Annotated in this window: 11 protein-coding genes; 9 read left to right on the plus strand and 2 right to left on the minus strand. The window is 37.7% G+C overall.

What is annotated here, in order from left to right; genetic code table 11:
* Positions 1 to 2 precede the first annotated feature (2 nt).
* Positions 3 to 1,376 carry a YheC/YheD family endospore coat-associated protein gene (locus RCG21_RS08155; RefSeq protein ID WP_133332744.1) on the minus strand — a complete coding sequence of 458 codons (1,374 nt, stop codon included), beginning with the start codon at positions 1,374 to 1,376 and terminating at the stop codon, positions 3 to 5.
* A gap of 204 nt (positions 1,377 to 1,580) precedes the next feature.
* Between RCG21_RS08155 and RCG21_RS08160 the strand changes: the two genes are divergently transcribed.
* The 4 genes from RCG21_RS08160 (at position 1,581) to RCG21_RS08175 (ending at position 5,685) form a co-directional block, all read left to right on the plus strand.
* Positions 1,581 to 1,928, plus strand: a complete 348-nt coding sequence (locus RCG21_RS08160; RefSeq protein WP_133332743.1) for a YlbF/YmcA family competence regulator — start codon at positions 1,581 to 1,583, stop codon at positions 1,926 to 1,928.
* Between the two features lie 347 nt (positions 1,929 to 2,275).
* Entirely contained in the window at positions 2,276 to 3,145 is an 870-nt protein-coding gene (locus RCG21_RS08165) for a Cof-type HAD-IIB family hydrolase (RefSeq protein WP_308913060.1), read from the plus strand.
* 118 nt (positions 3,146 to 3,263) lie between these two features.
* Positions 3,264 to 4,775, plus strand: a complete 1,512-nt coding sequence (locus RCG21_RS08170; RefSeq protein WP_133332740.1) for a coproporphyrinogen III oxidase — start codon at positions 3,264 to 3,266, stop codon at positions 4,773 to 4,775.
* Between the two features lie 118 nt (positions 4,776 to 4,893).
* Positions 4,894 to 5,685 (plus strand): enoyl-CoA hydratase, encoded by a 792-nt coding sequence (locus RCG21_RS08175; RefSeq protein ID WP_133332739.1) that lies wholly within the window; start codon positions 4,894 to 4,896, stop codon positions 5,683 to 5,685.
* 40 nt (positions 5,686 to 5,725) lie between these two features.
* On the opposite strand, the gene RCG21_RS08180 is transcribed toward RCG21_RS08175, so the two are convergent.
* On the minus strand, positions 5,726 to 5,911 hold the full coding sequence (locus tag RCG21_RS08180; protein WP_133332738.1) for a YhzD family protein: 186 nt from the start codon (positions 5,909 to 5,911) through the stop codon (positions 5,726 to 5,728).
* A gap of 124 nt (positions 5,912 to 6,035) precedes the next feature.
* On the opposite strand from RCG21_RS08180, the gene RCG21_RS08185 reads away from it, so the two are divergent.
* From RCG21_RS08185 to yhaM, 5 genes are all read left to right on the plus strand, one after another.
* On the plus strand, positions 6,036 to 6,935 hold the full coding sequence (locus RCG21_RS08185; protein WP_133332737.1) for an ABC transporter ATP-binding protein: 900 nt from the start codon (positions 6,036 to 6,038) through the stop codon (positions 6,933 to 6,935).
* Positions 6,928 to 8,181, plus strand: coding sequence for an ABC transporter permease (locus tag RCG21_RS08190; protein ID WP_133332736.1), 1,254 nt, complete (start codon positions 6,928 to 6,930; stop codon positions 8,179 to 8,181). The genes RCG21_RS08185 and RCG21_RS08190 overlap by 8 nt, the downstream gene beginning before the upstream one ends.
* A 124-nt stretch (positions 8,182 to 8,305) precedes the next feature.
* On the plus strand, positions 8,306 to 9,526 hold the full coding sequence (locus RCG21_RS08195) for a metallophosphoesterase family protein (protein ID WP_308913061.1): 1,221 nt from the start codon (positions 8,306 to 8,308) through the stop codon (positions 9,524 to 9,526).
* Positions 9,527 to 9,544: 18 nt separating this feature from the next.
* Positions 9,545 to 12,544 (plus strand): ATP-binding protein, encoded by a 3,000-nt coding sequence (locus RCG21_RS08200; protein WP_308913062.1) that lies wholly within the window; start codon positions 9,545 to 9,547, stop codon positions 12,542 to 12,544.
* Positions 12,545 to 12,598: 54 nt separating this feature from the next.
* Complete coding sequence (gene yhaM / locus RCG21_RS08205; protein WP_133332733.1) at positions 12,599 to 13,543, plus strand: 3'-5' exoribonuclease YhaM; 945 nt, start codon at positions 12,599 to 12,601, stop codon at positions 13,541 to 13,543.
* The last annotated feature ends 67 nt before the right edge of the window (positions 13,544 to 13,610 follow it).

Below are 13,610 nucleotides of genomic sequence, written 5' to 3' on the forward strand. Positions count from 1 at the left end.
GATTATTCCTCCTTTTTAAGCGGGGGCTCAAAGGTAAGTTTAGTGCAAAAACGGATAATTGCTTTTGCAGACGGGCGAATTTTCCTGTTCCCATCCTCAAAGTTTTTCGACGGCTTGGAATTCACTTCAATAAGCCAAAGCTTCCCGTCATTGTCCACTCCTATATCGATTCCTAGTTCACCTGTAATTCCAGGGGAATACTGGCAGATGGTTGTGGCTGTATCAATCGAAAGTTTTTTCATTTGCAAAATAATCTTAGCGGCCTTTTCCTTTTCACTTCCGGTACTTAAGGCCTGAAGTGGCTTCATAATTCTTCCGCCTTTGGCAATATTGGATACGAACTCTTCTTCATGAGAAATTCGTGCTACAAGGGACGTAACAGACCAATTATTCTCAATATTTTTATGGCATAAGGCTCTAAAGTCCATGGGACAGGATTCTCTCATCATAAGATGAATTCCTTGCTGGATAATATAAATTCTATTACCTTGAATCATTTTTATTTGTTTATAAATATTTTCGATGGAGTCATTGGCTAAAATTTTATTTGACACTGCCTTTATAGAAGTTTTCAAACTATATCCGTTTTCACCGTGTGTTAATCTGAAAATATTTTTTCCTTGACTCCCATGGATGGGCTTGATAAAGACCATATCATATTTTTGTGTGAATTCTTCAAGATTTTCCTTCGTGAAGATTTTTGTCTCCGGTATATAGGAGTGTAGGGAATTTTCCTGGATTAATTGCTCATGTACATCCCATTTGGAAAGAAATCGGTCGTTAAAGATGGGGATCTTTAATTGGTCAATTTTTTCACGAAAACGTCCAAATTGGCTTGATTTTTCTCGCTTGCGTGAGTGAATTCGATTGTAGACCACATCCGGTAAGGGAAGCTTGGTTGGAACCCATTTTCCTTCTTCTAGGTAATATCCTTTATTCGAGAATTCCTCATCGGAAAAAACATAAAAAAATCCGCCCGCTTCAGAAATACCATGATGAAGCTCCTCACAAAATGTATGGATTGAACGAAAATTAGGTTCTTCCTGGTTTATAAAATTAAAATCGGTTAAAAGCCCAATAATTGGTCCAAGGAACAAAGTGTGAGTCTCTACATCAAATTTTGCTTGGAAGTTATAATGTTTTACAGGTAGGCAAAAATCTTGTATGAAAACTTCCGAAAGAGAGATTTCATTTGCCGCCATTTCGGTCATTTGAATTTTTGTCTTAATGGTTTGTTTCCCTAATGATAAAATTAATTCCCGCTCTCTTTGTAAATGTAATTTTTTAAATAATTGATTCGACAAATAGATATGATTGTCGTCCTCGCAGGCGGGTTTCCTGGGGGTAATGGTGATTTTGGTTAGGATTAGGGACATGATCACTCCTCATTTACTGAAGAATCGGTTAAAGTAAAACTTCACGAGGTAAATAGGCATTAGCTGACATAGTATCCTATGTAAATACAATCCAAATTGTGATTTTACTAAGAAAGGACATGGGGGTTAGTGACATTCTCGCTTTACCCGTCATAATTTGGTATAGTTGAATGTAATTGTTGAATGGTAAAGGAGTGGAAAGAAGTGGCAGTTAATTTATATGATGCAGCTTATGCATTAGAAACATCCATTCGTCAAAGTGATGAATTTGTACAATTAAAACAAATGTATAATGAAGTAAATGCTGACCCGGCAGCAAAACAAATGTTTAATCAATTTCGGGAGATTCAAATGAATCTTCAGCAAAAGCAAATGATGGGACAAAATATTTCTGAAGCTGAGGTACAACAGGCCCAAGCAACCGTCGCTCATGTACAACAAAATGAAAAAATCGCCCGTCTCATGCAGGCTGAACAAAGAATGAGTATGATTATCGGGGAATTAAACCAATTAATTATGAAACCGTTAGAAGAACTCTACGGCAAAATGTAAAATGTTTAAAAAAAGCATTCAGTGATTAAAACTGAACGCTTTTTTTATTAAAAAGGCTGTGTTAATGGACAATATTGATTTTGAAAAACGTTGATTGGAGCGGAAGGTGCGAGACTCCTGCGGGAGCAGCGGGACAGGTGAGACCCCACAGGCGCTTAAGCGCCGAGGAGGCTCACCGCCCGCCCCGCGGAAAGCGAGCATCCTGGAGCGGAAATCAACAACAAAGTTTAACGAGCAGAGCTTTATTGAAAAAAACAAATGTTCACTTCCCCCCTTGTTCTATAAATTGGTAAAAAAACATAAATGTGATATAAGGGTAATTTCACCAAAGAACAGGGGGCAACATAATGATTTATCGCTTGCTTGCGTTAAATATTGATGGCACACTTCTTCAATCAAATGGGAAGATTCAAAAATCAACAAAGGAAGCCATTGAATATGTCGGGCAAAAAGGGATCTATGTAACACTTATGACCTCAAGAAGCTTTCCCTCGGCACGTAAAGTTGCCAGGGCTTTAAAAATAAAAACACCATTAATTACCCATCAAGGTGCCTATATATCTAGTGTACTAGAAAAGCCTATTTACGTGAAAAGAATCACCGAAGAAATTACCTATGACACTGTACGTTTGCTAGAAACGGTCCCATGTCAGATTCGGCTTGTCCATGAACAATTTTCATTAGCCAATAAATTAAAGCTGCACAATAATTTATTAGCAAAAACTGTTTTTACTTCTGGTGATCCTGTTTTCTATTCTCAGCAATTTGTGCCGTCATTAAGCGAATATTTGCATGATCAACCAGTAACACCGCCAAAAATTGAAGTTTATTTTGAAACCGAAAGTGACTTGAAGGATGCAAAAATAGCACTGGAGAAAATGTACACAGAAATTGATATGATTGAACTGGATTCCCTTCGTTTAGATATCGTTCCTGCAGGAGTTTCGAAATTAAGTGGATTGACTTATCTTGGTCAACAACTAGGGATTAGTAAAAAGGAAATGGTTGTGATCGGCGAAGGAATGGATGATATTCCACTCATTGAAGAAGTGGGTCTCGGAGTAGCAATGTGGAATGCAAGATACGAAGTGAAAAGAGCTGCGGACTGGGTAACACGTTCTCAAAATGAGAATGGGGTAGCCTACATGGTCAAAGAGCATTTCAGAAAGCAGCAGCCAATTGAATTTTTAAGGAAAATGAATATTATCAAAAAATAATTTTTGAAGGTACCAAGGTTATAACTTTGGTATCTTCTGTTTGCAATGATTTCCATTATATTGACCTTGAATTAGTGATTTTGTACACTTAAGGAAGTTTAATTTGAGGTGATTGTTTTTGAAAATATCTATTATTGGGTTAGAGGATACAAGATTTGATCGGCCGCTCCAGTTGATTGCCAATTTGTTTTTTGAAGAATCATTGATTCTAAAACAATATGATGAAAAAGCAGATATAAGCATAAAGTTTTCGATGCAAATAAACGAATTTGTGACAGTCTCGGCTGAATTAATCAGCCTTTCCGGAAAAAAGGTGACGGCAGAATACGAAAAAGAACTGCTACTGGGTGTTTCAGATAAAGAAACCTTTAAACAAATAAAGAATGCTGTTGCCCATGTATATTTAACAGTGCTGCAGGATTTTACCGGAATGATTCAAAAATGGGGAATTTTGACCGGTGTCAGGCCAACAAAGCTGCTCCATCGTAAAGTTCAAGAGGGGATTCCAAAGGAGCTTGCCCATCAGCAGTTAAAGGATGATTATCTGATTACCGATGAAAAGATAAACTTAATGCAACAGATTGTTGATAGGCAGCTGTCAGTCGTACCAGATTTATATACTCTGCAAAAGGAAGTCAGTATTTATATTGGGATACCGTTTTGTCCGACAAAATGTGCTTACTGTACCTTCCCGGCCTATGCCATCAATGGCCGCCAGGGGTCAGTAGATTCCTTCCTGGGTGGGCTTCATTATGAAATGAAAAAAATCGGCCAATGGCTAAAGGATAAAGGAATTCGAATTACGACCGTATATTATGGTGGAGGGACGCCGACGAGTATAACAGCAGAAGAAATGGACATGCTTTATGAAGAAATGTATGATTCATTCCCTGATGTTGAAAAAATTCGTGAGATCACGGTCGAAGCGGGACGCCCTGATACGATAACGTCGGAGAAGTTAGAGGTATTGAAAAAGTGGAAGATTGACAGAATTAGCATTAATCCTCAGTCATACACTCAGGAAACCTTAAAAGCAATTGGCCGGCACCACACTGTCACAGAAACAATCGATAAATTTCATTTAGCGCGTGAAATGGGAATGAATAATATTAACATGGATTTGATTATCGGCCTACCTGGGGAGGGTCTGCCGGAATTTACCCATTCACTCGCTGAAACAGAAAAATTGATGCCGGAATCTTTAACGGTTCATACTCTGTCTTTTAAACGTGCTTCTGAAATGACTCAGAATCGGGAAAAATACAAGGTTGCCGAACGTGCTGAAGTCGAGAAAATGATGGAGCTTGCGCAAGTTTGGACAGAGGATCATGGCTATGTCCCGTATTATTTATACCGTCAGAAGAATATTCTCGGCAATCTCGAAAACGTAGGATATTCATTCCCTAATCAGGAAAGCATCTACAACATTATGATCATGGAGGAGCAGCAGACGATTATCGGGCTTGGCTGCGGTGCTGCTAGTAAATTTGTGGATCCTGTTACAGGGAAAATCACTCACTTTGCTAATCCAAAAGATCCGAAGACCTATAATGACAGTTTTGAAGCCTATACAGAAGATAAGATTAAAATCTTAAATGAGCTATTCTCTGAGAAAGGTTCCCCTGCTTAAGCAAGTAGGGGGATTTTTCTATCTCCGGAAAAATTGCTTATATTGCGAAAATTTATTTTTATTCCTACCATTTCCATTTATAATAGAAGGAGAAAATTAATGGGGGGGCGCTTTTAGGTTGTCGAATCAATTTTTAACTGAAAAGGTAAATGTAATTGTCAATGGCCGTGTAGCAACTGTCGAGTTAAATCGACCGGAAACATTAAATGCAATGGATATCGATTTAATTAAGGGATTAGTCTTTAAATTAAAAGAAATCAGTGATTCTGATGACATCGATATTGTCGTGTTAACTGGGAAAGGTAGAGCTTTCTCGGCAGGCGGAGATATTAAAATGATGCAGTCGAATATCTATGAGAATGAATTTTTCTCTTTCATGGATTCAATTAGCGAACTGATTGTAACCTTGTACAGTATGCCAAAACTAACCATTAGTGCTGTCTCCGGAGCAGCAGCAGGCTTAGGATTTAGTTTGGCATTAGCCACAGACTATATTATTGCTGATCAGTCTAGCAAATTAGCGATGAATTTCATCGGAATTGGCTTAATCCCTGATGGTGGAGCTCACTTCTTTTTAGAGAAAAGAGTAGGAGAAGTAAAGGCTAAGCAGATTATTTGGGATGGTAAAATTATGAAACCAGACGAGGCCTTAGCACTCGGTTTAATTCAAGAGGTGGCAGAAGGTAATATCGACAATGCATTGGAAGCGAGAATTTCGGATTGGTTAAGCCGCCCTGTACAGGCGATGATTAAAACGAAAAAGATTTTAGCAGAAAAAAACCGCCCGCAGTTGCTTAAAATTTTAGAATTGGAAAAATACGGGCAAATAAAAATGCGGCAAACACACGACCACCAAGAAGGTATTCAAGCATTTATCGAAAAAAGACAACCAAACTTTATCGGAAAATAATGTAAAAAAGAAGCCCTTGAGCTTCTTTTTTTGATATGATTTAAGAATGAAATAGTAAGAGTTTACCACTTGGAGAAATGACACGATGGGTTTTTTCCAGTAAGTTTTTTTCTGATAATAGTTTCGTACCTAATTCTTTTGCTGCATCATCATGGTCAGCCTGGAAGGCTTCATCTAAAATCTTTTCTCCATTTGGTTCAAATGCAGTTAGTTTATACGTTTTCATCCTGAAATCCCCCTATTTAATAGATTGCTACTATTATTTTTGCATAATTCTTGAAATTTAGCAAAATAAAAAAGGAAACTTTTCAACCGTTTTCTCGTAATAATAATAAAGGAGTGATGGAAAATTGGTACTTCAACTTGAGAATGTGTCAAAGCGGTTTGGGCAATTTACTGCTGTAAATGAACTGTCGCTATTGATACCCGAAAAAGAGATGTTTGGCTTTTTAGGGGCCAATGGTGCCGGCAAAACAACCACTTTCCGAATGATATTAGGATTGCTTGAGCCAACTGGCGGGAAAATAACCTGGGATGGTAAACTGATTGATTATTCAACAAGCCACTTAGTCGGCTATCTTCCAGAAGAAAGAGGCTTATACCCAAAACTAAAGGTTCGGGAGCAAATTGTTTATTTAGCACGTCTTAGAGGAATGCAAAAGGCAGAAGCCGTAAAGGCATTACATGCTTGGCTAGAACGTTTTAAAATACCGGAATATGAAAATAAAAAAATTGAGGAGCTTTCAAAAGGTAATCAGCAAAAAATTCAATTTATCGCTGCTGTTATACATAAACCAAAGCTATTAATTCTCGATGAGCCCTTTAGCGGTCTTGATCCTGTAAATGTAGAACTTTTAAAGGAGGCGGTTGTCTCCTTAAAGGAAAACGGTGCAACCATTGTGTTTTCCAGTCATCGGATGGAGCACGTTGAGGAAATGTGTGAACATTTATGTATTTTGCACAAGGGAAGTCCGGTTGTTCATGGAGAATTGAAGGAGATTAAACGCACTTTTGGCAAAAAGAATCTGGTCATTCATGCCGATTTTTCACTAGATTTTTTAAAAAATCATTTCGGGGTGTTAAAGGCAAAAGCGACTGCCCAAGGAATTCATCTGCAGATTGAAGGTGAAATGATAGCGGAACAGATTTTGAAGGAAATTGTCGGAAAAGGATTCATTCGTAAATTTGAACTTGAGGAGCCTTCCTTAAATGATATTTTTATAGAGAAGGTAGGGGATTCCTATGAATAGTTTTTGGATTATTTTATTCCATACCTATGTAAATAAATTAAAAACAAAATCCTTTTTTTTCACCACATTGTTAACGGTAGTAATAGTTCTCGCCTTAACAAACATTCAAAATATCATTCATACATTTGATAAAAATGATGGAAAAGAAAAGGTTGCTGTATTAGATGAAACTGGTCAGCTTTATAATCCTTTAAAGAAGCAACTCAGCACAATTAATAAAGACATTACACTTACCCTTTATAAAGGCAGTTTAGAAAAAGCAGAAAAAAAGGTTGAAAAAGGCGATTACAGCGCAATTATTCAGCTGCGTTATAATGATGAAAAATTGCCGGAAGCCTCCTTTAAGGCAATGAGTATTGCGGACTCCGCCCTTTTTACCGATCTGCAAACAAGCCTTCAGCAGGTTAAAACCATGCTCGCGGCTGCGAAGATTCAGTTAACACCTGCTCAGCTGCAAAAGCTGTATGAACCTGTATCGTTTAATAAGGTGGCGTTGGAGAAAAATGCGAAAACAGAAGAGGAACTAAATCAGGCAAGAGGACTAGTATATGTTTTGCTTTTCATTATTTATTTCTCGGTCATTATGTATGCGAATATGATTGCCATGGAAGTGGCCATCGAAAAATCTTCAAGGGTAATGGAAATTTTAATCTCAAGTGTTTCGCCAATCAAGCAGATGTTTGCAAAAATTATCGGGATTGGTCTTTTAAGCTTAACTCAGCTCGCTATTTTTCTATCTGTCGGTTATGTCTCATTAAAACAAAATATGGAATCCTTGAAGGAAGGATTTTTCGGTGTTTATGGTTTTGGAGACATCCCGGTTGGAACGATTACCTATGCGGTTATTTTCTTCATTCTTGGCTATTTTCTTTATGCTACACTTGCGGCTTTTTTAGGGTCACTGGTCAGCCGGATTGAGGATGTGCAGCAGATGATTACGCCGATGACCCTATTGGTGGTTGGAGGTTTTATGATTTCCATGTTTGGGCTCGGGAAGCCGGATTCAACCTTTATTACGGCTACTTCTTATATTCCGTTCTTCACCCCAATGATCATGTTTTTACGGGTTGGGATGCTAAATATTCCGGCATGGGAGTCGTTGATTGGAATCGGCCTCCTTATTGCAACCATCATTATATTAGCAATCTTCGGTGCACGTGTTTATAAAGGCGGCGTTTTAATGTATGGGAAATCCAATTCCTATAAAGATATTAAAAAAGCACTGCAATTAACAAAAAATAAATAATCCCAAAAAAGAGTATCAGCCATTTATTATTGGAGGGTACTCTTTTTTAAAAAATTTAACACAGAACGTGCATTCGGTTTTTGGAGATGTTAAAATAAAGAAAAGACCGTGAAAGGAAAATTTTATGAAACAACTATCCTTTATTCATGCTGCTGATCTTCACTTAGATAGTCCGATGGTCGGCTTGAAATATTTGCCCGCTGACATTTTAACTAGAGTTAAGGAAAGTACGTTCACAGCTCTAAAAAGACTAACTGCCGAAGCAATTCTTCGTAAAGTCGATTTTGTCATTTTTGCCGGAGATTTATTTGATGGAGAAGACCGCAGCCTGCGAGCGCAATCCCGTTTTCGAACAGAAATGCTAAAGCTTGCTGAACATGATATTCCTGTTTTTGTAGTCCACGGCAATCACGATCATTTAAACGGAACTTGGGTACATCTAGACATGCCTGAAAATGTACATATATTTAGCCATGAGGTTGAAATGAAGCCGCTCGAAACCAAGAGCGGAACCCGGAGTCATCTTTACGGCTTTAGTTACCCCGAACGCCATGTATTTGAAAAGAAAATTGATGATTATCAAAAAATTGACGGGGCTGATTTTCATATCGGTATTCTTCATGGAAATGAAAGCGGCCGTGAGGAGCATGGTAACTATGCACCCTTTTCCATTAAGGATCTATTTGAGAAAAACTTTGATTACTGGGCGTTGGGGCATATCCATAAACGGGCGGTCTTATCTGAAAATCCGCCAATTATTTATCCCGGGAATCTGCAGGGGCGAAATAAAAAAGAAAAGGGGCCCAAAGGCTTTTACCATGTAACCTTAAAGGATACAGATGCTAATCTTGAATTCGTAGAGACATCCGATATTGTTTGGCAGGAAGCAACCGTCGATGCTTCTTCAGCAGAGAACTTTCATCAAATTTTACACTTATGCCAAATGACTATAAATAGTCTAAGAAAAGAAAAAATAGGAACTCTTTTAACGTTATATTTAGAAAATGTCCATTTAGAAAATGCAAAGGAAAAAAAGAGTGTAAACAACGAACTTCTAGAACTCCTTCTTGAGGACGAAAGAGAGGAGAAGGAGTTTGTATGGATCGTAGAACTGGGCATTGCTGAAAATGTTCAAGTGGACCGGGAGCATTTAATGGCCGAAGCGAATTTTTATGAGGAAATGTTTAAAACCTTAGATGACCATACAGACATTGAGGAAACATTAGCACCCTTGTATGACCATCGTTTAGGGAGAAAATATCTCGAGAATTTGACGAATCTCAACCAGAAAGAAATAGTTGAACAAGCAGAAAAGCTTTTAATTAGCTTACTTTATCAAGCATAGAGAAAGGAGTGAGTTGATTTGAAAATTATTGAGATTCATATATATGGGTATGGTCAATTGGAGAATATGCAAATCAAAGACCTAGCTGATTTTCAAGTATTCTTTGGGGAAAATGAAGCGGGTAAATCCACCATCATGGCCTTTGTTCATGGAATTTTATTTGGTTTTCCCACTAAGCAATCTTCTGAACTGCGCTATGAGCCCAAACATAATAACAAATATGGCGGAAAAATTAGAATCTTTCATGATGATTTTGGTTTTGCTGTCATTGAACGGGTCAAAGGGAAATCCACTGGAGATGTAAAGGTATCATTGGAAGACGGCAGATTAGGTGAAGAAGAGCTTCTTAAGGAATTATTAGGAAATTTTGACAAAGGTTTATTTCAAGCGATTTTTTCATTTAACCTAAATGGGTTACAGAACATTCATCAAATGAAAGGCGAAGAGATTGGAAAGTTTTTATTTTCCGCTGGTACATTAGGAACAGAACGCCTATCAGAAGCGGAAGCAGTCCTGCAAAAAGAACTGGAAACACGCTTTAAGCCAAGCGGGAAAAAGCCATTGCTAAATGAAAAATTACAAGAGCTTCATGCACTAAATGGAGAGTTGAAAAAGGCTTTAGCTAAAAATGATGAATATGATTCTTTCATTAAAAAACAGGAATCCATTCAAGAGGAAATGGCAGGAATTCACCACCAGCTGTCAGAAATGCAAGAAAGCAATGAAAAATTGAATGAGTGGAAGAAAATACATTCACTTGTCAAAGAAGAATTATGGACGAAAAATGAGCTCGCTGATCTAGGAGAAATTCAATTCCCTGCCCAAGGGATCGAGAGGTTTGAGAGATTAAATCAGTTGCTTTACCCGTATAATGCTCAAATCAAAAGCCTGCTTGAGAGAATTGAAGGCTTGAAAAAGGAATTGGCAGCTATTCGGCCAGACGATTTATTCCTTGAACACGAATCCACGTTAATGACAATATTGGATCAAATCCCTCTATTTGACCAGTTAGAACTGGAGAAACAGCAGTATCTTTCAAAGCTTCAAGATTATCAAGGTAGACTTTCTGAAACACTTGACCGCCTTCATTTGCCGGTAAAGGGAGAGGAAATTCTTTCCTTTAATACAAATATCTACGTAAAGAATGAAGTGGAAGTAGTAGCGAGCCGTGGCAAAAAGCTTAATGAAATGAAACTGGAATTGGAAGAGCGGTTTCAGGAAGAAAAAGCTGCTCTTGAAAAGCTTGAGATAGAGGTAGAATCAGCGGAAAGCCAGGTTCTTCCCCATAAAGAAAGAGTCCTGCTTGAGGAAAAACTAAATGGGGAGGACAAAAAAAGTTTAGAAAATGAACTAAATTCAATTAAAGACAAAATTGAATTTTATCGTCTTGCCAATGAACGTGAACAAAATGAATGGAAAAGACTCCAGAAGCAAAAGAAGCTTCAATTTCTTCTGTTTGAATTCATTTTACTTGGACTAGTATTCTACGGAATTTTTACGAAGCAATCCGGATTAATATTTTTCGGTATTTTTGCCGCCTTATTAACAGGAGTTTTAATGGTAAAAAGCTTCAATCGACCAAAAGGACAAGATTCCAATCCAACTTTAGATTCTTTGAAGGAAAAAGAGAAACAAGTAATCCAAAAGCTAGGTTCAGCAGAATATGCAAACTTTATGAAACTTCAGGAGCAATTACTTCTGGATAATCGGCGGAAGGAACAGTTACAAGGGTTGCAAATGCGACTTGAGCAGCAGAATGACCAATATGATAAGGTAATCTCCAAATTTGAAGCCTGGGAAATTGAATCGGCAAAATATAAGGAAAATCTTTTTACCCTTGCCAGCCAACTGAAGATTCCTGAATATATCGCCATGGCGCATTTACGCGAGACTTTCGGGCTTATTGAACAATATAAAACGCTATGGAGAGAAAAGAGCCATCTGCAAGAGCGTGTTTCACAAATCAAGGCAAAACAATTATCCATAGAGAATAGTCTTGAATTATTTGCAAATCGTTATTTATCGGAAGTTCATATGGATCTGCATAAAAAAGGCTATGCACTCAGAGAGAAATTAAAGGTTGAAAATGAGAAAAAGATAATGAGTCAAGAGAGACTAGCAAAACTCCTGGATTTAGAGAATGAATTAACACAAAAGAAACGGGAACAGTTGCACTTAAAAGAAGAAATTACAAAGCTTTTTGATGAAGCTGACGCCAGCAATGAACAGCAATACTACGAACTGGGGGTAAAAGCTGAAAAACAAGCGAAGTTTAAAGAAAGATTAAAGGATATTCAAAAGCAGCTTCAGTTTTCAATAATTACTGAACCCGAGCGTGAGAGCTTTTTACACCTTCATAATATTGAAGAAATGGTAGTGGAACAGCAAAAAGAAGCCATCCGTTTAAAAGAAAGACTGACAGCACTGCAAGAGGAAGATGCCTCTATAAAATATGAGATTCAGGTCCTCGAAGAGGGTGGTATTTATTCTGAGCTTCTTCATCAATTTAAACAGAAAAAATATGAACTGGAAGAATTGGCAAAGGAATGGTCTGTTTATTGCCTTGCTCAAGATATTCTGGCTAAGACGGTTGAAAAGTATAAAAATACATACCTGCCAAGAATGCTGTCTAAAGCGGAGGAGTATTTGTTTTTTTTAACAGAGGGGAGATACCATCGAATTCATCTTCAAAAGTCGGGGACTGGCTTTTTAATTGAAAGGCAGGACTACACGATTTTTGAGGCAAATGAACTTAGCCAAGCGACTACCGAACAAGTCTATGTTTCGATAAGGCTTGCCTTGGCCACCACACTTTATGAAAAATATCGTTTTCCGATCATCATTGATGATAGCTTTGTAAATTTTGATGCAAGAAGAACACAAAAAATCATCGAACTATTAAAGAGTTTAAAACAAAATCAAATTTTATTTTTTACCTGCCATACCCATTTGCTTTCGAATTTCTCACATGAAAATATTCTCTTGCTAAATAAAGGGATTGTAGAAATTCCTTCATAGGGTGATAGACCAATATGTTATACTAGGTTTCATAGGAAGGGGCGTTGGAATACAATGGGTAAAGGAATTCTATATTATAATGTCGGTGACCAGGTTGAATTGTTTTTACTGATTAAAAGCGCCACGAAAGGGACGGCTAGTAATGGCAAGCCTTTTTTGACGCTTATTTTGCAAGACCAAAGCGGGGAAATTGAGGCTAAACTTTGGGATGCTGGTGAAGAAGATGAGAAAAACTATGCACCTCAAAATATCGTAAAAATACTTGGGGAACTTCAAAATTATCGTGGTAAAAGTCAGTTGAAAATTAGACAAATTCGCAAATCAGGACCAAATGATCATGTTAAGCTTGATGACTTTCTTGAGGCTGCACCACTAAGTCAAGATGAAATGTCTAGCAAACTGACTCAATATATTTTTGATATGAAAAATCCTAATATCCAAAGAATCACCAGACATTTAATTAAAAAGCACCAAGACGCTTTTTTAGTCTATCCGGCGGCAACAAAAAATCATCACGAGTTTGTTTCCGGTCTGGCCTACCATGTTGTCAGTATGCTCGATTTGGCCAAGGCTATATCCTCCTTGTATCCTAGTCTTGATCGGGACCTTCTTTATGCAGGGGTTATTTTACACGATATGGGGAAAGTTTTAGAACTTTCTGGACCAATCTCAACGAAGTATACGATTGAAGGAAATCTCCTTGGCCATATTACCATCATGGTGAATGAAATTGGCAAAGCTGCCGAAGAATTAGGAATTTCCGGGGAGGAAGTATTAATCCTTCAGCATCTTGTTCTTAGTCATCATGGAAAAGCTGAATGGGGCAGCCCGAAACCTCCGCTCATTAAAGAAGCAGAGATTCTTCATTATATAGATAATTTGGACGCAAAAATGAACATGCTTGACCGTGCGCTTGAAAGAGTAAAGCCGGGGGAATTTACAGAGCGAATTTTTGCCTTGGATAACCGCTCTTTTTATAAGCCAGTGTTTCATAAATAAAAGATAGCCCAATTGGGTTATCTTTTTTATTTGGATAAGAATAAATTCTGGAAATCCGAATACATTG

Origin of the sequence: Bacillus salipaludis (genome assembly GCF_030938565.1) — a bacterium.
In the GTDB taxonomy this organism is placed as follows: domain Bacteria; phylum Bacillota; class Bacilli; order Bacillales; family Cytobacillaceae; genus Neobacillus; species Neobacillus salipaludis_A.

Coding starts and splice junctions, on each gene's coding strand:
- RCG21_RS08195 (WP_308913061.1), top strand. CDS start 8,306: ATGAAACAACTATCCTTTATTCATGCTGCTGATCTTCACTTAGATAGT.
- RCG21_RS08190 (WP_133332736.1), top strand. CDS start 6,928: ATGAATAGTTTTTGGATTATTTTATTCCATACCTATGTAAATAAATTA.
- yhaM (WP_133332733.1), top strand. CDS start 12,599: ATGGGTAAAGGAATTCTATATTATAATGTCGGTGACCAGGTTGAATTG.
- RCG21_RS08180 (WP_133332738.1), bottom strand. CDS start 5,911: ATGAAAACGTATAAACTAACTGCATTTGAACCAAATGGAGAAAAGATT.
- RCG21_RS08155 (WP_133332744.1), bottom strand. CDS start 1,376: ATGTCCCTAATCCTAACCAAAATCACCATTACCCCCAGGAAACCCGCC.
- RCG21_RS08165 (WP_308913060.1), top strand. CDS start 2,276: ATGATTTATCGCTTGCTTGCGTTAAATATTGATGGCACACTTCTTCAA.